Raw genomic sequence first — 23019 nt, 5'->3', positions numbered from 1 at the left:
GTCAGCCCGACGCCGAATCAGCGACTAAGCGGCACTCATCATTTCATCCTGATCTGCCGTTCTGACCTGTGACATCATGGCCGCCCCTGAATTCCGCTTTGTGCCAGGAGCGGACATAGCTGCTATCAAAAAATTCAATTTACATCTACTTATCAGGTCTGTTCCATGGCATTTTTAACAATACACTTGCCATCCCACATAAACCGCTTACTCCTGCGAAGAGTAAGCCTGCTCCTACAAAGCCTGGCAGTAAAAAGAACCAGCTATCCGTGGTGTATCCTAATACAACGCCGACAAGAATCAGTGTGCCCGCAACAATTTGAACTTGTCTCATGATCGGCAACGGTTGTTTCCTGTCTTCAATAGTCGGGAGGTTGGCGCTCTTCCAGGCGTTAATGCCGCCAGTCATCAGTAATACCGGCAAAGGGCTTGCTGCTTTCATGAGCTCGTTGGCATTTTGAGCCGTGCGCATGCCTGACAGACAATGGAAAATGACAGGCAAGCGATCTGTACCTTCTAACTTTTTACCTGCCCTAATATCGGTAAGAGGTAGTGAGTGCGCGTTCGGTATGTGCTCACGCAAGTATTCAGCGTAATCTCTTATATCAACAAGAACAGCACCTTGATCAATAAGCCTTTTTGCTTCTTGTGGTGATACTGATTCTAAAGTCATTTGAAATCCTCGGGACAATAAATGTCTTTTAGCGTGGATATAACCTTTTTCACCGCGTCGTTTTTGATGAAATACTTCACTTTTTGCGCCACCCTTTCAGACTCAATTAAACCGTCTTCTTTCATTTTTGCTAAGTGCTGGGAGGTTGCTGAAGGAGTTAAGCCGGTCAAATGCCCTAAATCACCTGAAGAGGTGCCAGGTTTGTCGATCAGAATACAGAGGATCAACAGTCGATTGCTGTTGCTCATCGACTTAAGAAGCGTTGTTGCCAGCAAAGCGCTTTGCTGTAACTGGAACAGATGAGTCTCGTTCATTTTTTACTTTAGCATTTTCTAAATTTAGTAAATTCTAAATTAAATTTTACTCACACGCAATCAAGCAATTTTAAGGGCAGCAGTATGTCGGCAGTTCGCTCACAGAGGACCCTCAGCTTCGTTAACATGTCTGCTCTGTGCCATGAGCGGACATTGCAAAGCCCGTTTTGCATTAACTTTCCGGGAGTAGGTCACTTTTTACTTTGCATTTTACAGAGTATATAAATTATAAAATCCAGTAGAAAACGCATGCTGTAGTTTTTTCTTTCAAGGCACGACTTTCGAGAGGTGTAAGTGAAAAATTTTTTGGAAGTCTCTAAAGATGTATTTCTGAACGAGCTATACACTGTTGTCCGCCCGGCTGAACCAATCGACGCGAATGAGTTTTTGTTTGGCAGGTCAGATCAGGTGGATATTCTTGAAACTGCCCTCTACGCACCAGGTCGTCATGTTTTTATATACGGGGATCGTGGGGTTGGTAAGTCTTCCTTAGCACACACAGTAGCTTTCAATATGCAGGAAGAAAGCGATCCAATCTTTGTAAGTTGTGTCCCAGAGTCTACGCTTGCAGGGATCACCGCTGATGCTTTCAGAGAGGCCATTGAACGAATGGACCATAGCCGTTCGGAGTGGTCAGCAAGTGCCTCTCTAGGAGTAAGCTCAACGTGGATTAAAATTGAAAACAAAGCACAAAAACATCCGCAGGAAAAAGTCGAGATTACAGACGTATCTTCTGCTGTATATGCTTTGGGTCTAATTACTAAGATACATTCTAAGTCACCCTATATAGTTATAGATGAATTTGACCGGATGATATCTCTGGAAGAAAAAGAAAAGTTTGGCACGTTATTAAAACAACTAGGAGATAAAAAAAGTTCTGTTAAAATTATCTTTACAGGTATAGGTGATTCATTGCGTGAATTATTGGGCGGTCATGCTTCAAGCTCTCGCCAGATCCAGGAACTAAACCTAGAACCTCTGTCATGGAGTGGGCGTTATGCCATTATCGATACTGCATTCAAGAAGTTTGGACTGACGGTTCCAGATGAAATACGTTTTAGGATTGCTGGGCTTAGCGATGGTTATCCGCACTATGTACATCTTGTGTGTGAAAAGATGCTTATTAGAGCGTATCAGAATAATACGACAGAGATAAATTTCAATTTATTTTTAGATGGGCTTAAAGATGCAGTCAGTTCCGTCGCCGAGTTCCTCAAGAAAGACTATAACATGGCTACAGCAGGACGAAGTCCGGATATAGCGTATGTTCTTTGGGCAGTTGCCGATTCAGCTGACATGCAACGCAAGAAAAGTGATATATTTATCTCTTATACAGATGTGATTGAACAGTTGGTCAGAAAAAAATTCTTGTCTGACATTTCGCCAGATGAAAAGAAACTTGGGCGAGTGTTATCATTGTTGAGCAAAGCTGATTATGGTGAAATTGTCATTTCCGCTTTTGGTAGTAAACGTCGTGGCTTTTACAAGTTCAAAGAGAGCATGGTCAGGGGTTATGTCAAAATGCATGCGGAAATGCGTGCTATAAAACTCGACTTTGAAAAGAACTTCACCAGTAATGAACCCACAGTCAGGGCCAAAACTAGCTCACGTGGAGGAAAGACATACTCACAAATTGAAGCCGAGATTGAACGTGAAGAGGAAGAACGCTCTTTTCAAAATCAGCACGATAGGAAAGTGATGAAGTAAATGTTCGTCTGATGCGTTAACCAGTTGTACCTAAATGAATTCAACGTCCGTCTTAACAGAATGATATGAAATAACCATATCCAACCTTGATTGTAAATTTATTAAAGAAGGAAGCATCCAACATCACTTGGTATTTAAGTAACAGGAGAATAATCATTCTCATATTTCAAACATAATTCATTACCATCTTTTAATAAAAGTTTGACTTCCGGGTGAGGACAATGAAGGAACTTAAGGCAAATTCAGTGGGTGAGTTGCAGGATATTATCAATAGCCTTGATAACGGTATGCTGTTCAGAGGACAATTGGAACATTACGGTGAGCCTGGCGCCCCCTCTGTTACGGCATCCTTGGACCGTCAGGGGTGCATCCCTTCAGAAACCATGAAGTGGTCCTGCTATGCAAGCAAAGTGCTTGAATCACTCATTGGTGATCATGTAAATGACTTTGGGTATGTACAGGCACTTTTACAGCATTATGGATGGCGGTCCTTTTTCGTGGATTGTTCTTCAAGTCCTTCGGTCAGTGCATGGTTCGCAAGCCACAGATACATTGAGTCACCCGGCATTGATATGTGCGAAGACTGCGGCGAGAATTTTCTCTGGGAACGTAAGAAATTCGCCCGCTATGAATTTGAAGACGGTTTGGGCCATCTCTATGTTATCGATAAATCTATCGCAGCAGGCACAGGTCTGGTGGATTTGGCTGAATTGACAATCGAAGGGTTTCTCCCCCGAACAGAAGTGCAAAAGGCATGGCTACTAGGTCCCACCCAAGGTAACCCGGTTCCTAAAGAATGTTTTTTACTGCAGATTACAGCCAGCAGGTCTATTTTTCGTGAATACGCCGCCTTAAACGGATTAACGCACACAGATACCCTGTTCCCCCCTACATCGAAAGACCCTATTCTTAAAGCGCTTCTGGAGTTGCCATGGAGAGAAATTGAGTCTGTTCGTGATCCGGCATTTGGTGTGCCTGTATTCAAAAGAGCACTCGAATTGCCAGAGTACCAAAAGAGCTTTGAGAAAATAGCCTCACCCTCAACGGCCTTTTACCGGGGTGGTAAGATAAATGAGATGTTTGACTCTATAGAAACACGCTATGGACCAATAACAAATGGAAAAATCATTCAGTCTCCAGCAATAATCATTTACGGAACAGTTAATACACCGACTCCATTACATTTCCCTAAGATTGAACGCTTACTCAGGGATAAAAATTACCTGGCATTCGAAATAGATGAAATCATTAAGCATCCTAACATGGGATATAAGACTGTCTATCAAAAGGGAGTCGCAATAATCAATCATGGCTCTGAACTTTTTGAAGTATGCGAATTGATTGTGAGGCATCCAGGAATAGACATGAAAGAAGCAGGTTTGAGCACCGGCTGGTTTTACCGAAAGAATAAGGATGGTTTATGGGAACGGGAATATCATGAAAATGACTGTAATTGTATAAAACCTAGTATTCACCATAAACATATTGCCGCATTGCAAATTGCGGAAAACCTTCTTAGCGACAAACTGGCTTAGGATGCAAGACTTCCTACTGATTAGCGTACAGCGATCCTGGTACTGCTAACCTGCTCCCCGTTAACTCACACAAAAGGATAATAGGAATGTCCGTTGTTCGCTCCTTTCTGCCGTATCTCGTTTGCCCTCCCATACGATTAATCAGTACAGATCCGGCTTTTGGGGTTTCCGGATCTGGGAGAGGATAGTTAAATATTGATGCAGGACAGGCATTAATTAAGGATGATTGTTGCTATATCTGGATTATTGTCTTTTTTGAAATGAATAGTGACTATTATTGCTCTGAGTGAACAAGTCAGCCCGACGCCGAATCAGCGACTAAGCGGCACTCATCATTTCATCCTGATCTGCCGTTCTGACCTGTGACATCATGGCCGCCCCTGAATTCCGCTTTGTGCCAGAAGCAGACATTAGTTGTTCATGTGGATAAATACTAGTAGTTGTTTATTTTCGCCATAAAACAGGTTCGCGTTGAGCAAATAAACAGGCAACACTCATTTGTTGCTGAAGAAGGTAAAGCCAGCCAATTTAGGCACTTAGGGTAGGGCAACCTAAAAACAAATGGCTAGGAAAAAGTAATAATATACCAGCACGCTGTGAGTAACAGGAGTAGTAATTGATCGTAGTTAATATTTATCAATAAGTTAACGCTAGTATATTATCCACTAGAACTAGTGGAGATGTGCCGACACAATATGAGCATTTCATGCTTTACCCTCGGTCCCACACTCCGTGCAGTAATGTCTGCGCGACAAAACGAACCGTTCAGTCGCGTGGATGGGGGCAATGAATGAGGTGGTCAGTTTTACCTTCGCTGCAGGTGGTTTTGTAGGATAGATCTTGGCGAAGCGCGCCCCAACGAACTGATTGAAGCTAAGGGCATTGAGCATTACATAAATCAATGCAGTGGAAATTTAAAGTACCAGTTCTGATGCTCAGGCTGGCAAAAAATCAAAATAAATGGATCGATACTGACATGACAGACAGCGTACACACTGAAACGACCGAGGGAAAAATCATCATCAACTTGTTTGCGCCCAATCTTCCGGGCAGCACCAATGAAGATGATCTCATTCAGAAATCTCTGCGTGATCAGTTGGTCGAGAGTATCCGAAACTCGGTTACCCTTCCTGATGCTGATAAGTCTGCTGGGCTAACACGGTTTATTGATGAGTCCGGTCGTAATGTATTTTTTGTGGATGGTACTCGCGGTGCGGGTAAAACCACTTTTATCAATAGCGTGGTCAAATCTCTGAACAGTGACACAGGTGATGTCAAAGTCAGCATCAAGTGTTTGCCGACCATCGACCCTACCAAGTTGCCACGTCATGAACCCATTTTGGTCACTGTGACTGCCCGTCTGAATAAAATGGTGTCCGACAAGTTAAAAGGATGCTGGTCGTCGAATGACCATAAAAAACAAAAAGAACAATGGCAGAATCACCTTGCGCAGCTCCAGCGTGGTTTACATCTGCTCACAGACAAGGAATATAAGCCGGAATATTTCAGTGATGCTTTGAAGCTGGATGCCCAGCTTGATTACTCCATTGGTGGCCAGGATTTATCACAAATCTTTGACAAGCTGGTTGAACGTGCGTGTGACATTCTCGGCTGCAAAGCCATTTTGATCACCTTTGATGATATTGATACTCAGTTTGACGCGGGTTGGGATGTACTTGAATCTATTCGTAAATTCTTTAACAGCCAGAAATTGGTGGTGGTGGCGACAGGTGACTTACGCCTATATTCCCAATTGATTCGCGGTAAGCAATACGAAAATTACAGCAAAACTTTGCTCGATCAGGAAAAAGAGAGCGCCCGCTTAGCTGAGCGGGGTTATATGGTGGAGCACCTTGAACAGCAATATTTGTTAAAACTGTTCCCGGTTCAGAAGCGTATGCAGTTGAAAACCATGCTGCAACTAGTGGGAGAGAAAGGGCGAGATCAACACTCTGAAAAGATTAGTGTTTTATACAGTAAAGGCTCAGATGGCATAAAGGTCAATACAGTTAGGAGTGCTTTGGAGAATATTGTTTCGAATGGTTTGAACATACGGGTTGGCTCCGATCTTGATATGTATGTTGATGAGCTTTTGAAACAGCCGGTTAGATTGTTAATGCAGGTGATGCAGGATTATTACTCCCGTTTGCAAGCATCTAGTATATCTGAAAGTGTGCTGCTGAGGGATTCGTTATATGGAGCAATGCTTAGTAGTATTTATAGGGCAGGCTTGAATTATGAACAGCATCGGATTGGTATGGATTCTTTGTGTGATGATATATTTAGATATTCGCGCCAAGATCAGGAGGTTAATACAGGGTTTTACCTTCGCCCTCAATCGAGTAATGAAGCTCTTAGAAATTGCTCTGTATACCTAGCATCTCAGGTGAGCGCTCTATGTGATGGGGGACTTTCCCAGCTTCTTCAGTTAATGTTAGTTGGTTGTGGTAGTGTCAGTCTTTTTGATAGTGTTCAAAAATTAGTTGGAAATCATGGTGATCGTTATCAACAACCTACGGATATTGAATTTAAATCATATATGTCCATTGGGCGGCGTGAAAGCGTAACCAATTGGGCTAATAGAAGTTGCGCTGTTATTTCTGATGATGGAAGTCTTAATACGTCTCCTGGTGTGTATCTTGGTATGATTCACATGAGTAAGAAAAAAAGAGCAGCCTATAAAGCGCTAGATATCAATGCAGAAAGTGGGCTGGCAAAGGTTGCACTTGCAGCATCTTTGAGTTCCGCTTTGACGCCTTCTCCGACTGATTTCCTGTCCGTTTTTAATCTCATTGGAGCAATTGCTGATCTTGCAGATGTAGATACCGGTGTTTCTGAAATAAAGGAAATTGAAACAACTGCTGAACATGCTCCTGCCATTCATAAAAAAATAATTTCTGAAAATGAAAGCTTTAGAAAGGCCGTTATAAAGATCATTGCAAAACCGACTTGTGTTGCTCCGTTGTGGTCTAGGTATGCTGAAAAAGGTGTTGGCGAGGAAGTTGATGAGTTGGATGTTGTGGATGAGAAGGATATAAGCGCATCCATAGTTCTTCTAATAAAATGGAATCGCCTTGTTAGACAATTATCTTCCAAGATAAAACCGTCATCTATGCTTATAGGTAAGATCTGGACGCGACTGTTTTTTAATCTATCAAATATTGCGGCAAAACATAAATCTTTGCTGGGTAGTGATCCCTTAGCGAGTGAAGGTAAGTATACAAATCAGACTAATGCGGCAAAAATTATGCGTTTCAATGTGTTGGCCTTTCTTCATGCAGTTTTAGTTGAGGAAGATGCATATCATAGAGTTAGCGAGAGTTCTGTTTCATGTATTTCTGTGAATTTTAAGCAGAATCCGGTTACATCTGTTGGTCAGTTAGTGACTAAATTGCAATCGATGGAGAATCTCTCGGATATAAGCAACACGCATCCGATCTTCTACTCTATTTTGAAGTGTCCATTAGTGCATCCATTTATTTTCCCTTTGGGTAGTATTAATTCGGCAGATAATTTTCTCTCTCAACAGGAAAAAATTCTTCTTACTCTGTTGGATGGAATTATTGGTAATGGATTTAAGGATAAGGTTCAGTTTAGTGCTGTAGAGTCTTTAGATTCTTCAGAATCTGTATTGGGATTTAAGTTTCTGAATGTTGCTGGTATTGCTGCTGCACCTTATGAATCAAAGAAAAAGAGTGACAGTGCTAATTCTTCAGCTAATCCAGCGGCAGATGAATAATGCTGGCAACTATTTAAGGATTGGTTATGGAAAGATTTCTTCTTAACTCGACAGTACTGTTGGATCAACTGAGCACCGTCCCGTTGAATGAGATATCACTTGATGACAGGGTGGAGTCATCCGTGTTCCTTACTCAATACGAACAAACGCGTAGTTTGCCTGATCATGTAGCCAAATCGGCTTGGTCATCCCTGGAACAGCGGCTCAAACAGCGAAATATGAAACTTGGTCCGGTAGCGGCCTTACGCCTGATCGCTGAAAAATTTGTTAAAAACGAGAAAGATGGCCCCAGAACCGATCTTTCTTTGTTCTCGGAATGGCAAACGCTGATGAGCCGAGTGTCGTGCCTGCCAATTATGGCGTTTCATCAGGTATTTAACCCCGGGCCTGCCAGTCAGGAATATAGCTTTCGCTGGCCTTTATACCCATATCACCCGACGGTTGAGGACTACATTACCCGTGAACGCCTACATGAAACTCACCAACATTTGAATGGCAGTACCAGTGCGGAAGAGTGTTGGCTGGATGCTCTCAAGCACCCAGAAGTGAGCGTCAGAGATTTCGAGAAGGGCTGGGCATCTCAAGAGATGAAACAACTCAGCGCCCAGATTGACCCCTCTCTGACACCTGAAATCTTCAAGGATCGTTTGCAAATCGCCAGTAATATTCGCGAAATCCTTTGTCGGGTAGCTCAGGGCATGGAGTTGCCAGAGTGGATGGCGTCATTGCAGCACCCGCAGCAGTTGGCGTACAGCACAATTCTACATCTGGGCAAGGAGTATGGGTTTGCCACGGTTTGGCCAACTGACTACAAATACAGTCAGGAGTCTGAATTTTGCTGGTTAACCGGGGTATTGGAAAAATGGCGACATGGTGCGCCCGAAGGATTGGAGCGACTGCTTTGGATTTACTTGCTGATTCAGAACCAGTATTTGACGCTGCTGGTTCAGCGAGACGATTTTTTCGGTTTTGATCAGTTCCAGAAATACACCATGACGGAGCTGAGAGAAGAAACCGAGAAATCTTATTTGTCTCGTTTCAAACATGCGCATGGCGCCGGTGTGTATTCTCAGGTGCGTTATCTGGAAGGACGTTTTGCTCCGAAGAGCGACCCCAGCAAAATGCAAAAACTGATCTTCAGTGTGTTAAGAGGGTATTGGGAATACCTGAGTGCTCATATGCCTCTTGAATGGGTGCATGATAAGCCGCTGACTGTGTCGCAAGTACTCGATAATCTCGAACGGGTTGAAAATAATGGCAAGTGTGCAGAGCTGGCGCTAGTGCCGCACTTTATCAAAAGAAAGCCAAAAAAGGGTGAGGTTTATCCTTACGCATTACTATTCAAGGACCTGAAGAATCAGGCCGCTATCTTGATGGACATGCTAAAGCATGAGCCGCGCTTAACACGCTGGATTCGAGGAGTAGATGCTGCTGCTAATGAGATGCATGCTCCACCAGAGTTGTTTGGACCTTTGTTCAGGGTGCTGGCTAAATCGGGTGTTGCTCATTTTACCTATCATGTTGGCGAGGACTTTCCGCATCTGATCAGTGGTATTCGATCAATTGATGATGCCTTGAGGTTTTTGCCGTTGCGGAATGGCGACCGTCTTGGTCACTGCACGGCGATTGGCATCACACCTGGCATCTGGAAACGCTCTTTGCCATTGTCTTTGTCCATGACCAAAGAAACGCGACTGCTCGATTTGGTATTTATCTGGCGGGAACTTCGAAGTCATCCGGAACTGCTGCGTTACGCTAGTGATGCAGCGATTGAAGCGGTTCATTTGGCCCATGAGGTATTTTCGCTGGAAGAAGAAATCTCGATTACCACCCTTGATCAGGTCTTTGAGTTGCGGGGGATGTTGGCTGAATCGGAAGGCCTACTGGGTGAACTGGATGGGCCATTAAAACCCAAATCCCTATGGTTGGAAGAGTACGAGCGCGCCAGAGAGTTGGCTAAAACGGCAGGTATGAAAAGGCCGCTGAAGTTGTATAAGCAATGGCTTACATCTCACAATGCGCAAAAGCAGCGTGCTGAATATGTTGAAGTTGCTCTGGAATATTTGCCGGATGAAGCAGTTATTGCATTACAACAAGCTGTAATGGCAAAAATGGCAGACCGAAACATTGCGATAGAATGCCCTCCGACCAGCAATACTCGCATAAGTCAGTATCGAGATGTCAGCGAACATCATATCTTTCGCTGGATAGGCTTGCCGGGTGAGGTGGTTGAAGGTGACGTCCCTATGTCTATTTGTTTGGGATCTGATGATCCGGGAATCTTTGCAGCGGATTTGAAATCCGAGTTCTATCATTTGTTCGTTGTGTTAACCCGAAAGTTCGGTTTGTCGCCAGCGGAGGCTTTGAGAAAGGTGGCAGAGGTGAACGAGAATGGGCGGATTTATCGTTTTCATGATGTCAGCTAGCATGTATACATCGAGATTCTGTAATTGTTCAAGACCCGCAGGGCTCATTGGTACCCCTCTATAAGATATTGTCGCGGAGCTGGGAAATATGTTTCTCGGTCGACATTTAACTCCCGAAGATCATTTTGCTTGTTAGTCTAGGAGAGAGTTTTGTCGACTATGCATATAGCCTTTCATTGCAATTTGTATCAAAGAAGCTATTGATATCACCCGCAAATGGCCTTGGGCCAACGGTGCCACGCCGCCAAGGCCCCTAAATTAGGCTATTTATCAATTCTATATCTCTTAATGAGTTACAAGAGCTAACGAACAATTAGACGGGCACACCGGATACTCAGAGCGCACAATGAGTTCGGCACATAACAAAAAAGTCAATCGGACTGCTTTGCCGCTCGCTGCATTGAACGTTAACGTCCGCTTCTCGCTCAAAGCGGACCTTCCGTTCCCACCTGACTTCTGCCTTGAACTCCTTTCTGCCGTATCTCGTTTGCCCTCCCATACGATTAATCAGTACAGATCCGGCTTTGTCTTTTTCCGGATCTGCGGGATTTAACAGGAGATGCGGGTGCAGGATACAGTGAATCGGGCAGGAAAATAGGTTTTCAGGTTACTTATAATGATAAACACGAAAATCATGCAGGTACGTGATATTTCTGCTGAGCTGTATGGTTGTGTACAGTAAACGTTATTACCGCCGCAGGGAATGACGCAGAAGTTCGTCATTCGGGCTGCGTAAATCAGCCCGGCGCGACATTGGGGTATCACGGGATCACTGGATGTCAGCAGGGGGTTTACACATCAACGACATGCTCACACCGTAATGGCACTGAACGCTGTCGCGTTCAGTGTGTGACGACCGGCACTCCGGGTGATGCCGGTTCCATAAGTGCAAACGCCGAGCGCATCTCTCGCGCTTCTTCCCCGGGGCTGCGACCGAACAACCGCCTGAACTCACGGTTGAACTGGGAGGCGCTCTCGTATCCCACCCGTGCAGCCGCGCCGGCGGCAGTGACGTTATCGCGGATCATCATCAGCCGGGCCTGATGCAGCCGTACCGACTTGATATACTGGACAGGTGAGGTTGCGGCTACGGTTTTGAAATGCGCATGGAAGGCAGGCACGCTCAGGCCAGCCTCGCGCGCCAGCGTAGCCACGTTAAGCGGCCGGGCATAGTCCTCATGGATGCGCCGCAGCACGCGCGCTATACGGCCGAAGTTGCCGCGGCTGGCCAGGGCCGCACGAATGGCGCCGCCTTGTTCCCCTAGCAGAACACGAAAGCACAGTTCCCGCACGATGGCAGGTCCCAGCACCCGTGCTTCCAGCGGTGAACACAATGCCCGCAGCAGGCGCACGGTGGTATCGGCCAGCGTGTCGTCCAGTGGCGTAGAGACAATGCCGGCAGGAGCCGTGGATGCAGGGCTGGCGTGGGGTGCGACCTCAATTGTCAACGCCAAGATTATTGGCCGTTTTGGGGGTGCGGACGATTTCCTGGACTCTCAGGAGATAAAATATGTTTACCGAAGCGGATCGCATTCGCGCGATTGAGCTCTATTTTAAATACGGCAGAAAGATTACCGCTGTCATTCGTGAACTGGGCTACCCCACCGAGCGTAATCTCAGGCGCTGGGTCCGGGCATGGGAAGCCAGTGGTGGTGACATCAGCTGTCTGCCCCGCAAAGAACGCTACTCTGATGCGCAGAAACAGGCTGCCGTTGACCATTATCTTACGCACGGTTGCTGCCTTGCCTATACCCGCAGAACGCTGGGATACCCCTGCAGCGCACTCCTTATCCGCTGGTTAGATGAACTTCACCCGGGGAAGCGGCGCATTTTTACCGGTACGCAAAACCCGACTGCCCCCTTCAGGCCGGAAGTCAAGCGGCAGGCCGTCAGAGATCTATGTACCCGCAGTGAATCCGCCCAAAATATCGCACAGGACGCGGGAGTAAGCCGTCAGGTGTTGTATAAATGGAAAGACGAGGTCATCGGTGATGAAGCATACAGCGCTATGCGTAAACGCAGCGCACCCAGTGCAGATGAAGAGATCGACGCACTGCGCAGTGAGCGGGATAAGCTCCTGCAGGAAATCCGGCAGCTGCAGATGGAACACGACATCCTGAAGAAGGCGGATGAAATAATAAAAAAAGGCCCGGGCATCAGCGCCAGCGCTCTGACAAACAGAGAAAAAACGAAGGTCGCTGATGCCCTCAGGGAGGCGTATCCGCTGCCGGCGCTGCTGAGCATCCTCCACCTGGCCCGCAGCAGCTATTTTTACCACCGTGCCACGCTGCGTGCCGGTGATAAACATGCGGGTATACGTATTGCACTGGCAGAGATCTTCCACGGCAACTACTGCTGTTATGGCTATCGTCGTCTGCACGCAATGCTTCGTCATGAAGGTGTCAGGCTCTCAGAAAAAGTCGTGCGCAGGCTGATGTCAGAGGAAAAACTCGTCGTCAGTACAGCCCGTCGCCGGCGTTACAGCTCGTACTGCGGAGAAATCGGCCCGGCACCTGCCAATCTTCTTGCCCGGGACTTCACCGCCGTGTTGCCCAATCAGAAGTGGCTGACGGATATCACGGAGTTCCAGCTGCCCGCAGGTAAAGTGTGGCTGTCACCGGTCGTGGACTGCTTTGACGGCAAGGTGGTGAGCTGGTCGGTGGGCACACGGCCCGACGCAGAGCTGGCCAACAGTATGCTGGAAAGCGCGATCGGCACGCTTAAACCCTACGAACGCCCGATCATACACAGCGATCGTGGGGGGCATTACCGGTGGCCGGGCTGGTTGCAGCGTATATCAGCCTCGGGGCTGACACGCTCAATGTCGCGCAAGGGATGTTCTCCGGATAATGCCGCATGTGAAGGGTTTTTCGGGCGGCTGAAAAACGAGATGTACTATGGCCGGGACTGGTCGGGTGTGACACTTGACGGCTTTATGCAACAGGTGGATGGGTACATTCGCTGGTATAATGGCTGCCGCATCAAGCTGTCATTGGGGGCAGTCAGTCCGGAAACGTACCGGCAGATACTGGGCTACAAATAATTAATCAGTCCAGGAAATCGTCCGCACCCCCGTTCCGCCATTTCATCATCACTGATTGGCGTGGCGTTTTTTGCCAGCACTCCGGCTTTGCGTTTTTCCTTTAACCGGTAGCTTTCTCCTTTGATGTTTAGTGTGGTTGAGTGGTGTAGCAGTCGATCCAGGATTGCCGTTGCCAGCACGTTATCGCCGAACATCTCTCCCCTGTCGGCGAACCCTTTATTTGACGTCAGCACGATGCTCGCTTTCTCATATCTACGGTTCAGCAACCGGAAGAACAGACTGGCTTCCTCACGGGTCATCGGCAGATAGCCTATCCAGGTGTCCTGTATCCCGGCCCGTAAAAATAATGTCGGGCCAGGGGGGCAGAATGCTTTTAAGCAGCTAATATGAGAGAGGATTATTCAATATCCTCTCTGTATGGCTGTGTCTGTCTTTTCCTCCGGGGCGGGGGATTTCCGGCCACCGGACGGTGTTCAGCTTCCGCCCGGTGGCCACCTTTTCATGTCGCCCGTATTTTATGGTAATCTGACAGCCCGAATCCACAGGCCGGACAGACCGATGAAAAACAGCCATGACGAAAAGATGACAGAAGTAATCATCGGCGAGGCCGTCTCTGAACTCCTGAGCGCGGGGATGGACATTTCATGGATTGCTCTGCTGAATAAACTCCGCGCGGCGCTGAACGGGGAAACGGATGAGGACCGCCTCCGGGCAGTGGTCCGCGCCATTGATGAGGTCAGACGCGAAATGCAGATAAGCTCTGGCGGCCATAAAAGAAGTTATGACAGCACATCAGATCCTTTAGCCCCGCGCGGGAAACTCCACTGACCAGCCATATGCTCCGGGTGAACAGGACAGACTGCCTCATGAGCTGACAGCACTGAGGTCATCTGTTATACTGTATATTAATACACCCCCAGCCGGAGCTCATGTGAAAAATGACACCACTGCTGAAGATATCTATGCCGTTATAGGAACGGTTGTGGCGCGCCTTCTTAAGCCGGGACAGCATCTTACCCTTCACGATATCACTGCCGCCCTGCATCAGATGGGCGAGTCAGCCCCGGGCCAGGATGTGCGCGATGCCTGTCGCCATGCTGTTCGCCTGCTCGCCCGCCAGATGCACTGACCCCTGTAAAAATACTCACGTACTGGTACACACCGCGGGCAGATGTCAGAAGCCTCTCCAGCACTGAACTGATATTATCACTTTACTGCCGGGAGAAATTCATCAGGTTCCCGCCAGCCGCACAGGCTGTCCTGCGGAGGCGGCAGGTCAGAAACCTTCGTCGTCCGGCGTGCGTCCGACCACGATTTCCAGCGTGCTGCGCAGCACGTCAAGCATTACCACGTCAGACGTGCTCTCTATTTCGGCAATCAGATACAGGATGATGGCCTTGCTGGTCACTTTCCGGCCGTGCACCACTATGTCGCGAATGACGGCGTCCAGCACGACGGTTTCAGCCGCCAGCTTATCGCCTCCGCTGCGGAAATGATTAATGAGTTCTGCTTCGGGTGTGTTCTGCTGCATGCTGTTATCCCATGCCCGCGCCACTGCGGGTAACTGAGCCGGAAAAATCCGCGTGAAATAAAAAACGGCCATCCGGAGATGACCGCATCCTGCGGGTTCCTTCCCGCTTTCCGCCTGTGCCGGAAAGTTGTCCTGTCGCTTAATGCTTTTTGATATCCGGCCTGACCGGTATCGCGAAAGCATGCACTGATGTGCCCTGCCTATCCTGAGCACCTGCCGGGACAGCCTGCACTTCCGCAACGGCCCGCTGCAGGGCCGTCAGCCGGCCGGGATCTGACTCACGCGACATCATATTGCTGAGCTGCCGTGCCAGTGCCTCTGCGCTGATGGCATCATCTTCTGCCAGCATGACCGTGACGGCTTCGCCGATAACGATATCCGTCAGTCTTTCAGCTTTATCTCTCTGCATAACCTAATCTCTGATGCATATGCCGTCTCGGGGCAAAAAAACCAGGCCGCCGCTCCGTGGGGCCCTCAGAAACACTTAAGACTCAGCGCCCAAACAGCAGACCGATAAGTTCATGATAGTGCTGTTCTTCTTCCGGGCTGGAAGCCACCTCAAGGCGAAGGATCAATTTTGAGCACACGGCCTTGCGGTTCAGGTTGTTTCCTGCGCGCAGAATTTCAACCACAATCTGCCCGAGCGTTTCCTGCTGTGACGGCTGTGGCAGCTTACTGAAATAGTGGGCAATGTCGCTGGCCGTGTCCGGATATTTCGTAACGTTCTGACGCATGGCGAACCTCTCAGGTGATTAAAATATAGCCGGTTCTGGCTTCAGGTAAAGTTATACAAAGAAAACAAACTTGTACAGTAATTTTGTTTAACTCCCGTTTACGCTTTTTTGCAAAAAGTGCTTGCTAATACTTAACAGTAACTTAGGTGAGTATTAGCAGGCAGATAATGCGGGTGTACAGGTATGAGTGGCAGTGAGAAAGATGTACAGGATGCACACGGGCGGGTCTGCACCCTGAAACGGGCATCATGAAGCAGGTTGCGGTTGCACCGGCACGCACGATATGAGGGTTATCGTTCATCGTGGTCTTCCGGGCGGAGGCGGATAACATCCGTGCTGTGTTTCCCGCCGTCGTCCGGCCCCGCTACCGTCAGCCAGTGCAGTACCGCCTGATCACGGCGGCCCGGCTGCATAAATTCCCTGAGCCAGCGCCGGGCGTCTGCAATCTGAGCAAGTCTGTCCTCGCCGGCTTTGCTTTCTGCCATCTGGCTGAGCTCTGCGATGAGGGAACTGACGCTGATTTCTTTCTTGCCGAGAGCCAGGTTCACCGCGGCTTCACCAATAATAACGTGACCTTTCTCATCGTCGTGAAATAACACGGTATATCCTCCATTGACGAAAAATGATAATTACATTTTAGTATTCAACGGTCATCTTTCAATAAGATCCAGATCCCTGACACCATTTCTTAGATTAAATCACTGAAATACCCCTGAAAAAATAATAAGTCACAGACAAGGAAATATATATGCCGTAAATAACTTCCCGGCTGGATTAGGAAAAATATCAAAATGCATTTAAGCCTTTACGGAGGCAGCTTACCGACACATTTCCGCTCATGAAAACCTGTCCCTGTCCGGCCTGTCATTCTCCGGTCAGATTATGCGATCCCGGTCTGCCACGGGCGATAAGGGATTCAGAATTGTGTTTATATGAGGCCCAGCGGGCAGGCTCTCCGATTATAGCATACCCGGCCCGAGCTGTATATTACCCGCTAAACATTACGATATTCCGGATTCAGCAAGGACATCTGGCTGAATTAATTCAGGCGGTGGGATAAATTCTTTCGGTATTTATTTTCATACAGCATGTATCCCCCGTATGCTTCCTTTTTCCGTATCCGGCACGGGATACATATTTTCCCCCTGACTGTTGCAGCTACCACCCCGGTCACTCAGTTCTGTACAGGGACCCGCATATCGGTTACTTTGCATCCGGACAATTATCACCCTTCAGGAATTTTATGCGTCAGGACGGTTTTCCCCCGGACAGACAGGCCGGACTTTCCGGCTGCTTCAGCAGGGTGACTCACCCCCGTCAGACGGAAATTCTCGGGGCGATCGCCATGGAAATTCTCCGGCAGGACAGGAAAATTACGCGTATCAACGTCTGCCTGAAACTTATCGCCCGGCTTGATGCGGCCGGGGATGAAGCAGATGCCGGGCACCTGCGCGAACTTATCGGTATGCTGTTCAGGAAATGACCGGGCAGGACACCGCAGTGGCCGGACATTTTTCCTGTAAAAACCGCAACCTGACATGTCATTTATCCCTCCCTGCATACTGCCTTATGGCACATAATGGTTTAAAACACCCCTGTTTTCAGTCTGATCCGCTGTTACTCATGCATTTTCTGTTATTTATGCCATCATTAAAAACAACGCTGGTCATGGGGATGTTGACCGGCATACCGCCCATCAGGGCATGTGCAGCATGAAGGAGAAATGTCATGAATGAAGATCGTATCGGCGGTAACTGGAAGCAGTTCAAGGGGAAAGTGAAGGAAAAGTGGGGTAATCTCACTGATGATGATCTGACCGTCGTTGAAGGCAGACGCGAGCAGCTGGTTGGTAAAATTCAGGAACGGTATGGTTACGAAAAAGACCGGGCTGAAAAAGAAGTCAAAGAGTGGGAAGACTCAGGCAGATACCACTGGTAACCCTCCGGTGCGCGTTGCCGTTTCCGGCAACGCTGCTGTATTACCTGTGTGCTCCGGTACTGCGAAGCCTTTTCAACAACCTGAGTGCAGGCCGGCAGGAGGACTTTTCATCCCGCTTCCCGATATTCCGGCCATGCGACTGCCGTTCCGTTAGCTGTGAACAGGCTGCCCTGAAAGTTAATCACGCCTGCTGCCTCAAGCCACATCCATTCCTCAGTACATGCAATGCTGATTCCACTGGATACAGATAGGTGAGTTTTCCTGCTTTCTGCTCCTGTGCGGTAACTCTGAGAGGGTGTTACCAGCCTGTGCTCCGTTCTCTCAGCAAAACCAGGTCGTACGGATCTAGATCATCCGATGAATGACAATCATGCTAATAATATACTGAAGAAATATTTTCCGGCGCAGCCTTTCAACCCGTTAGCCTCTCTACACAAAGCCTATACAGTCATAATTACTCATTGTAACCATTAAAGGCGTGTAGGGATACGATCGTTTACGGACACCCAATACCAGCCATGTACGTAAATAAGGGTTTCATTTTGTTTACACTCAGGTTATAATTTACACCCTTTTCGGACGAATTTTTGATTATGTCACGCGTGTTTGCATACTGCAGGGTTTCCACTTCGACCCAGACGACGGAAAATCAGCGGCAGGAGATCCGACAGGCGGGTTTTGCCGTCCGGGGCAACCGCATTATTGAGGAATGCATCAGCGGTTCAGTGTCAGCCGGTGAAAGACCCGGCTTCTGCCGGCTGCTCGACAGGATGGAGGAGGGCGATATTCTGGTCGTCACCCGCCTTGACCGTCTTGGCCGTAATGCAATGGACGTCAGGGCGACCGTTGAACGGCTGGCAGGGGGGGGCATCCGGGTGCACTGCCTCGCTCTTGGTGGGGTTGACCTTACCAGCTCTGCCGGTCGCATGACCATGCAGGTCATTGGGGCGGTGGCCGAATTTGAGCGTGACCTTCTGATTGAACGTACTCAGGCTGGCATTGAACGGGCGAAGGCTGCAGGCCGCCATCCGGGCAGGCCGTTCTCCCTGACGCCGGAACAACGCCGGGAGATACTGACGCGACTGAGCACCGGTGCCAGCGTTGCTGCCGTGGCACGTGAGTTCAGCACCACCCGGCAGACCGTAATGCGCATCCGCGACACTGCCGCGAGGCAGCTGAGTGATAATATAACTTCACCAGGACAGGCAGAGCAGGAATAATAATGAAAAAGACGACACCGGTGCCGCACGATGCAGCCTTCAAGGCGTTTCTTACGCATCCGGCTACGGCCCGTGACTTTATCGAGCTGCACCTCCCGGCAGAGTTGCGCGCTGTCTGCGACCTCAGCACCCTGAAGCTGGAATCCGGCTCCTTCGTCGAGGAGGATCTCCGCCAGTATTTCAGCGACGTGCTCTACAGCCTGAAAACAACGGCCGGTGACGGCTACATTCAGGTACTCATCGAGCACCAGAGCTCGCCGGATAAGCACATGGCCTTTCGCCTGATGCGCTATGCCGTGGCGGCCATGCAGCGTCATCTTGACAGCGGTCATAAGAAGCTGCCGCTGGTTATTCCGGTGCTGTTTTACACCGGAAAGCGCAGCCCTTATCCGTTTTCCACCCGCTGGCTGGATGAGTTTGATGACCCTCAGCTGGCCGGCACGCTTTACAGTGGTGCGTTTCCGCTGGTTGACGTCACCGTCATTCCGGACGATGACATCATGAACCACCGCAGCATGGCCGCACTGACCTTGCTGCAGAAACACATTCACCGTCGGGACCTGGCTGACCTGCTGGACCAGCTGGCCGCCACGCTGGTGACCGGTCATCTGACGGGACAGCAGCTGGTTTCGCTGATAAACTACCTGGTACAGACGGGCGAAACGTCAGACGCAGAGACCTTTGTACGTAACCTGGCGCAGAGAGTGCCGCAGCATGAGGATGAACTGATGACGATTGCACAACAGCTTGAACAGAAAGGGATTGAGAAAGGTATTCAACTGGGCGAACAAAAAGGGCGTCAGGAAGGGAAGCTGGAAGGTGAGCGCGATGCAACTCTTAAAATTGCTAGGACCATGCTGAAGAGCGGCCTGGACAGAAGTACTGTCATGAAAATGACCGGACTGACCGAAGAAGAACTGCTTCGGCTCCGTCACTGAAAATGAAACGGAGATCATTTGTTACGTATCCCCTCAGCAGAGGCGGCCTCTGATCAGTTAACCGGGTACCAGACACGTAGATACCGTGGATGCTTCATGTATTCAGCAACGATTCCCGGTTCATCACCTTTATTCTGTTAGTGAGGGTGATGAACCAGTAAGTGTAATCGTCATATTCCATCTGCCAGCGGGCAGTATTTATCGATGTATGTAAAGACATAAAGCCTGTTCCGGCATGCAAATTTTAATCTATAAAAATGCCGTCTCGCTGCTTCCGATTTTCTTCATATCCAGACCGCTGAACTTCATTCCGACCCCGTGTTCATTGTCCAGAGAGGTGGAATACATAAATCCGTATTCATTTTCCTCATCCGGCGACAGATAGACCTTGACCAGTGTGAGGTCCGTAGCTTTCTGTCCGTACACCCGTATACAGTATTTCTCTGCTTCCTGCTCAATTTTCACTGCAAAGTCAGTCTGTTTTGCTATAAGAAAATCAATGTCATTTTTCATTTTCTCATCAACAGTTGCCGACTCAGGATTGATGCACTGCACAGGATCGGTACTTAATGCCGGCAGAACCAGCTCAGCTGCCATACCTTCGTCATCTTCGTAAAACTTCAGGTTTTCTGAGTTCATGTGATCATCCCGTCTATTTACAATTTAATGATTTAGCCGTTTTTTTGGCTTCTGCTGATTCGTATTTAACGCCGTGATGCTGTTCAAACTGGCTGACTGAACCTGAATGAGGGAAAGTCGCTTCATGTGCACTGGTGTCAACCAGCTGCATCGTTGATGTATTTGATACCGGATCGTAGTCATTCAGGTGGTGCCCGGTATAATTTTCCGGATGGGATTTACCTGTGATATTTCCCGACGCATTCGCATAACCCGCGATTTCATTAGCGGCTTTAAAATCACCATAACGGCTGCCGGTCATCTGGATTTTAACAATGCTTTCACCATCCGGATACAGGGCGTCGCTGCCTGAAAAATCAACTCCCGGGTAGCGGGAGAGTCCGGTCGGGTCAATCCAGGTCAGGGGGTTGGGCGCATACTGGTACAGGTTCCAGCCGCCCGCCAGGCCGATGGGATCCTGCACCGTGAACCGCCCCGTCTGCGGGTCGTAGTACCGGAACAGGTTATAATGCAGCCCGGTTTCCGCGTCCGCGTACTGCCCGGCGTAGCGCAACGGCTGGTGTGACAGCGACGTCTGCGATGCCCGGCGGTAGACCCCGTCCGTCTGGCGGGTCACCTCACCAAAGCTGCCGTACTGCCCGCTCCAGCGAAGCTTTCCTGACGCATCCGTCACCTCCAGCGGCGCCCCGTTCAGGTCGGTGCTGAACCACAGGATATCGCCCTGCGCCTCATGCTGCCGGTGGTCAATGCGCGCCAGCGGGCTCCACTCCTCCGCCGGGTCATACACGTAAGTGCTGCACGCCCCGTTTTCCTGCTGCTCCTGCAGCAGACGCCAGCCCTGCCACAGGAACCGGGTTTCCTCCGTGCCACGGGCGGTGGTGACGATTTTCCGCGTGCGCCGTCCCAGCGCGTCCCAGTGGTAGCGCGCCTCAAAGGCGCCTTCCGGCCCCGTGCCCCGGGCAGATATCAGCCGGTTTTCCGCGTCATACGCATAGTGCTGCTCCTCCGTCCCGCGCCGGCGGCGGATGAGGTTGCCCCAGCCGTCATACTCCATGAACAGGTTCTGCCACTGCCCCAGACGGTTATCCGTAACCGGCGGCGCGGGCAGGCCGTCATCCTCCGGCAGCAGGTTATCGGCCAAGTCGTACCGGAACGCGTCGCTGCGGTGCCCCTGCCGCGCCTCGTAGTGCTTCAGCAGGCGGCCCTCCGCGTCGTACCCGTACTGTATTTCCCCGCGCAGCGTGTCGCTGACGCCGGCCAGTTCGTCACGGGCGGTGTAGCGGAAGGCGCGCGACAGGATGTCCTGCTCCGGCAGGGTCACGCCGGTGGAAAGCAGGCTGCGCTGCAGAATACGGCGGCCGCTGCTGTCGTATTCCCGCAGCTGTGTAAGCATCCCGGTAAACCGGACCATTCACATTTAGAGATCTTCCGGCATACTGATTATGTTCCTGGAGGAGATCGCCATGCGCAAAGCACGATTCACCGAACACCAGATCATCGCCGTTCTGAAGTCCGTCGAAGTCGGACGCACCGTTAAAGACGTCTGCCGCGAGGCCGGGATCTCTGAGGCCTCGTACTACAACTGGAAAGCGAAGTTCGGCGGTATGGAAGCCTCTGATATCAAAAAGATGAAAGACCTTGAGGATGAAAATCGCCGGCTGAAACAGATGTTTGCGGACCTGAGTCTCGAGTGCCGCGCACTGAAAGACGTTATTGAAAAAAAGCTTTAAAACCAGCGATAAAGCGTGAGCTGGTCAGCTATCTGACCGCGCAGTTTGCCATGAGCTTACGTCAGGCATGCAGGACATTGTCGCTGAGCAGGACGGTATTTCGTTACCAGCCGGATACGCAACGTGATGAACCGGTGATTATGGCGCTGACCGTGGCGGCTGAACGCTATCCACGATACGGATTTAAAAAGCTTTTTCAGGTACTTCGCAGGCAGGGCAACGCCTGGAACCATAAAAGAGTTCACCGGATTTACTGCCTGCTGAAACTGAATTTTCGCCGTAAGGGAAAACAGCGCCTGCCGGTGCGTAATCCGGCTCCGCTGGTAACGCCGGAGGCGATGAACCAGAGTTGGTCCATCGATTTTATGCACGATGCGCTGGTGTGCGGCAGACGCTTCCGGACCTTCAACGTGGTGGATGATTTTAACCGGGAAGCGCTGGCGATCGAAATTGACCTGAATATCCCGGCGCAGCGGGTTGTGAGAGTACTGGACAGGATCGTGGCAAACCGTGGATATCCGCTGAAGATGCGGATGGATAACGGTCCTGAGCTGATCTCGCTGACGCTGGCACAGTGGGCAGAAGAGCATGGTGTGATGCTGGAATTTATCAGGCCCGGCAAGCCAACGCAGAATGCCTTTATCGAACGGTTCAACCGGACATACAGAACAGAAATACTGGATTTTTATCTGTTCAGAACACTGAATGAAGCACGGGAAATGACAGAGCACTGGCTGGCTGAATATAACAGCGAGCGCCCCCACGAATCCCTGAATAACCTGACGCCGGAAGAGTACCGGCTGATGGCTGAAAAGCCGGAAATCTCAAAAGATGCGTGGAACTAAAAGGGGT

At 49.4% G+C, this 23019-nt stretch carries 19 protein-coding genes and 4 pseudogenes; 12 read left to right on the top strand and 11 right to left on the bottom strand.

Annotated features, from left to right (window positions below; translation table 11 throughout):
- Window positions 1–145: 145 nt before the first annotated feature.
- Window positions 146–673 carry a rhodanese family protein gene (locus PAT9B_RS28935; protein ID WP_013512838.1) on the bottom strand — a complete coding sequence of 176 codons (528 nt, stop codon included), beginning with the start codon at window positions 671–673 and terminating at the stop codon, window positions 146–148.
- A complete protein-coding gene (locus tag PAT9B_RS28930) occupies window positions 670–987 on the bottom strand; it encodes a helix-turn-helix transcriptional regulator (RefSeq protein ID WP_013512837.1) in 318 nt (105 codons plus the stop codon). The genes PAT9B_RS28935 and PAT9B_RS28930 overlap by 4 nt, the downstream gene beginning before the upstream one ends.
- Before the next feature lie 294 nt (window positions 988–1281).
- On the opposite strand from PAT9B_RS28930, the gene PAT9B_RS28925 reads away from it, so the two are divergent.
- The 4 genes from PAT9B_RS28925 (at window position 1282) to PAT9B_RS28910 (ending at window position 10394) form a co-directional block, all read left to right on the top strand.
- Window positions 1282–2694, top strand: a complete 1413-nt coding sequence (locus PAT9B_RS28925) for an AAA family ATPase (protein ID WP_013512836.1) — start codon at window positions 1282–1284, stop codon at window positions 2692–2694.
- A 221-nt stretch (window positions 2695–2915) separates the two neighbouring features.
- Window positions 2916–4229, top strand: a complete 1314-nt coding sequence (locus PAT9B_RS28920) for a hypothetical protein (RefSeq protein WP_013512835.1) — start codon at window positions 2916–2918, stop codon at window positions 4227–4229.
- A gap of 976 nt (window positions 4230–5205) precedes the next feature.
- The gene (locus tag PAT9B_RS28915; RefSeq protein ID WP_013512834.1) at window positions 5206–7968 is read left to right on the top strand and encodes a hypothetical protein; all 2763 of its coding nucleotides are present in this window, start codon (window positions 5206–5208) and stop codon (window positions 7966–7968) included.
- 26 nt (window positions 7969–7994) lie between these two features.
- Window positions 7995–10394: a hypothetical protein gene (locus PAT9B_RS28910; protein ID WP_013512833.1), complete on the top strand. Its 2400-nt coding sequence runs from the start codon at window positions 7995–7997 to the stop codon at window positions 10392–10394.
- A gap of 842 nt (window positions 10395–11236) precedes the next feature.
- On the opposite strand, the pseudogene PAT9B_RS28905 reads toward PAT9B_RS28910, so the two are convergent.
- Window positions 11237–11845, bottom strand: a pseudogene (locus tag PAT9B_RS28905) (helix-turn-helix domain-containing protein); the annotation flags it as partial.
- A 59-nt stretch (window positions 11846–11904) separates the two neighbouring features.
- On the opposite strand from PAT9B_RS28905, the gene PAT9B_RS28900 reads away from it, so the two are divergent.
- A complete protein-coding gene (locus PAT9B_RS28900; RefSeq protein WP_013512832.1) occupies window positions 11905–13437 on the top strand; it encodes an IS3 family transposase in 1533 nt (510 codons plus the stop codon).
- Here PAT9B_RS28900 and PAT9B_RS28895 read toward each other — a convergent pair.
- A pseudogene (locus PAT9B_RS28895) lies at window positions 13428–13751 on the bottom strand (ATP-binding protein); the annotation flags it as partial. The gene PAT9B_RS28900 and the pseudogene PAT9B_RS28895 overlap by 10 nt on opposite strands.
- A 244-nt stretch (window positions 13752–13995) precedes the next feature.
- Here PAT9B_RS28895 and PAT9B_RS28890 point away from each other — a divergent pair.
- Window positions 13996–14265, top strand: a complete 270-nt coding sequence (locus tag PAT9B_RS28890) for a hypothetical protein (RefSeq protein WP_013512831.1) — start codon at window positions 13996–13998, stop codon at window positions 14263–14265.
- A gap of 103 nt (window positions 14266–14368) precedes the next feature.
- Window positions 14369–14566 carry a hypothetical protein gene (locus tag PAT9B_RS28885; RefSeq protein WP_013512830.1) on the top strand — a complete coding sequence of 66 codons (198 nt, stop codon included), beginning with the start codon at window positions 14369–14371 and terminating at the stop codon, window positions 14564–14566.
- Window positions 14567–14713: 147 nt separating this feature from the next.
- Here the strand turns inward: PAT9B_RS28885 and PAT9B_RS28880 are convergent, their stop codons facing one another.
- The 4 genes from PAT9B_RS28880 to PAT9B_RS28865 form a co-directional block, all read right to left on the bottom strand.
- Window positions 14714–14968: a biofilm development regulator YmgB/AriR family protein gene (locus PAT9B_RS28880; protein ID WP_013512829.1), complete on the bottom strand. Its 255-nt coding sequence runs from the start codon at window positions 14966–14968 to the stop codon at window positions 14714–14716.
- Window positions 14969–15107: 139 nt separating this feature from the next.
- Complete coding sequence (locus tag PAT9B_RS28875) at window positions 15108–15377, bottom strand: hypothetical protein (RefSeq protein WP_013512828.1); 270 nt, start codon at window positions 15375–15377, stop codon at window positions 15108–15110.
- A gap of 82 nt (window positions 15378–15459) precedes the next feature.
- Window positions 15460–15702, bottom strand: coding sequence for a regulatory protein YcgZ (gene ycgZ / locus PAT9B_RS28870; protein WP_013512827.1), 243 nt, complete (start codon window positions 15700–15702; stop codon window positions 15460–15462).
- 290 nt (window positions 15703–15992) lie between these two features.
- Window positions 15993–16301 carry a hypothetical protein gene (locus PAT9B_RS28865; protein ID WP_013512826.1) on the bottom strand — a complete coding sequence of 103 codons (309 nt, stop codon included), beginning with the start codon at window positions 16299–16301 and terminating at the stop codon, window positions 15993–15995.
- 644 nt (window positions 16302–16945) lie between these two features.
- On the opposite strand from PAT9B_RS28865, the gene PAT9B_RS28860 reads away from it, so the two are divergent.
- Both PAT9B_RS28860 and PAT9B_RS28855 read left to right on the top strand, forming a co-directional pair.
- Window positions 16946–17185, top strand: coding sequence for a biofilm development regulator YmgB/AriR family protein (locus tag PAT9B_RS28860; protein ID WP_013512825.1), 240 nt, complete (start codon window positions 16946–16948; stop codon window positions 17183–17185).
- 245 nt (window positions 17186–17430) lie between these two features.
- The gene (locus tag PAT9B_RS28855) at window positions 17431–17640 is read left to right on the top strand and encodes a CsbD family protein (protein ID WP_013512824.1); all 210 of its coding nucleotides are present in this window, start codon (window positions 17431–17433) and stop codon (window positions 17638–17640) included.
- Between the two features lie 107 nt (window positions 17641–17747).
- Here PAT9B_RS28855 and PAT9B_RS31335 read toward each other — a convergent pair.
- Window positions 17748–17867, bottom strand: a pseudogene (locus PAT9B_RS31335) (cyclic di-GMP phosphodiesterase); the annotation flags it as partial.
- Window positions 17868–18233: 366 nt separating this feature from the next.
- Here PAT9B_RS31335 and PAT9B_RS28850 point away from each other — a divergent pair.
- Window positions 18234–18860, top strand: a complete 627-nt coding sequence (locus PAT9B_RS28850; RefSeq protein WP_013512823.1) for a recombinase family protein — start codon at window positions 18234–18236, stop codon at window positions 18858–18860.
- Complete coding sequence (locus PAT9B_RS28845) at window positions 18860–19798, top strand: Rpn family recombination-promoting nuclease/putative transposase (protein WP_369700797.1); 939 nt, start codon at window positions 18860–18862, stop codon at window positions 19796–19798. Before PAT9B_RS28850 ends, PAT9B_RS28845 begins: the two co-directional genes overlap by 1 nt.
- A gap of 249 nt (window positions 19799–20047) precedes the next feature.
- On the opposite strand, the gene PAT9B_RS28840 is transcribed toward PAT9B_RS28845, so the two are convergent.
- Together PAT9B_RS28840 and PAT9B_RS28835 are read right to left on the bottom strand one after the other, a co-directional pair.
- Window positions 20048–20437, bottom strand: a complete 390-nt coding sequence (locus PAT9B_RS28840) for a hypothetical protein (RefSeq protein WP_013512820.1) — start codon at window positions 20435–20437, stop codon at window positions 20048–20050.
- Window positions 20438–20450: 13 nt separating this feature from the next.
- A pseudogene (locus PAT9B_RS28835) lies at window positions 20451–21821 on the bottom strand (RHS repeat-associated core domain-containing protein); the annotation flags it as partial.
- 79 nt (window positions 21822–21900) lie between these two features.
- Between PAT9B_RS28835 and PAT9B_RS28825 the strand changes: the two are divergent.
- A protein-coding gene (locus tag PAT9B_RS28825; RefSeq protein ID WP_150105917.1) for an IS3 family transposase occupies window positions 21901–23012 on the top strand; the annotation gives its coding sequence in 2 pieces (ribosomal slippage) (window positions 21901–22162 and window positions 22162–23012; 1113 coding nt in all).
- Window positions 23013–23019: the final 7 nt, after the last annotated feature.

Origin of the sequence: Pantoea sp. At-9b (assembly GCF_000175935.2) — a bacterium.
In the GTDB taxonomy this organism is placed as follows: Bacteria; Pseudomonadota; Gammaproteobacteria; order Enterobacterales; family Enterobacteriaceae; genus Pantoea.
This window is presented reverse-complemented; position numbering and strand designations above follow the sequence as displayed.

Coding starts and splice junctions, on each gene's coding strand:
- PAT9B_RS28920 (WP_013512835.1), top strand. CDS start 2,916: ATGAAGGAACTTAAGGCAAATTCAGTGGGTGAGTTGCAGGATATTATC.
- PAT9B_RS28915 (WP_013512834.1), top strand. CDS start 5,206: ATGACAGACAGCGTACACACTGAAACGACCGAGGGAAAAATCATCATC.
- PAT9B_RS28900 (WP_013512832.1), top strand. CDS start 11,905: ATGTTTACCGAAGCGGATCGCATTCGCGCGATTGAGCTCTATTTTAAA.
- PAT9B_RS28875 (WP_013512828.1), bottom strand. CDS start 15,377: ATGCAGAGAGATAAAGCTGAAAGACTGACGGATATCGTTATCGGCGAA.
- PAT9B_RS28935 (WP_013512838.1), bottom strand. CDS start 673: ATGACTTTAGAATCAGTATCACCACAAGAAGCAAAAAGGCTTATTGAT.
- PAT9B_RS28840 (WP_013512820.1), bottom strand. CDS start 20,437: ATGAACTCAGAAAACCTGAAGTTTTACGAAGATGACGAAGGTATGGCA.
- PAT9B_RS28890 (WP_013512831.1), top strand. CDS start 13,996: ATGAAAAACAGCCATGACGAAAAGATGACAGAAGTAATCATCGGCGAG.
- PAT9B_RS28930 (WP_013512837.1), bottom strand. CDS start 987: ATGAACGAGACTCATCTGTTCCAGTTACAGCAAAGCGCTTTGCTGGCA.
- PAT9B_RS28910 (WP_013512833.1), top strand. CDS start 7,995: ATGGAAAGATTTCTTCTTAACTCGACAGTACTGTTGGATCAACTGAGC.
- ycgZ (WP_013512827.1), bottom strand. CDS start 15,702: ATGCGTCAGAACGTTACGAAATATCCGGACACGGCCAGCGACATTGCC.
- PAT9B_RS28880 (WP_013512829.1), bottom strand. CDS start 14,968: ATGCAGCAGAACACACCCGAAGCAGAACTCATTAATCATTTCCGCAGC.
- PAT9B_RS28855 (WP_013512824.1), top strand. CDS start 17,431: ATGAATGAAGATCGTATCGGCGGTAACTGGAAGCAGTTCAAGGGGAAA.
- PAT9B_RS28860 (WP_013512825.1), top strand. CDS start 16,946: ATGCGTCAGGACGGTTTTCCCCCGGACAGACAGGCCGGACTTTCCGGC.
- PAT9B_RS28850 (WP_013512823.1), top strand. CDS start 18,234: ATGTCACGCGTGTTTGCATACTGCAGGGTTTCCACTTCGACCCAGACG.